This window comes from Xenorhabdus littoralis (assembly GCF_033949345.1).
Taxonomy (GTDB): domain Bacteria; phylum Pseudomonadota; class Gammaproteobacteria; order Enterobacterales; family Enterobacteriaceae; genus Xenorhabdus; species Xenorhabdus littoralis.
Map to the genome: position 1 here is coordinate 1 of NZ_VCDP01000299.1, position 294 is coordinate 294.

At 34.0% G+C, this 294-nt stretch carries 1 protein-coding gene; it reads right to left on the bottom strand.

The annotated features are described in order from the left end of the window. Window positions 1-294 (bottom strand): hypothetical protein (locus FE394_RS19670; RefSeq protein ID WP_319927987.1); only part of this gene is annotated, 294 nt, incomplete at both ends.

Below are 294 nucleotides of genomic sequence, written 5' to 3' on the forward strand. Positions count from 1 at the left end.
GACTAATATCTACTCCTTCTAATTTCTCGCTATTTTCTGATAACCATTCTAAATGTTCATTTAATCGGTTTATTCGGTCAGTTATATAATCTTCAGCTTTTAAAGGGGCTGTAAGGCCATTTGGAATGTTTGAAACTTCGTTCCATTCATCATACGGTATAAGATAATCATCAAATGCCTTATGATGTCTACTGCCTGATACAAAAATATCTCCTGAACGAATATGATTTCTTAACTCGGTTAAAGCTGCCAATTCATAATAGTGCCGATTACTGTTTCCGTCATCATCATATA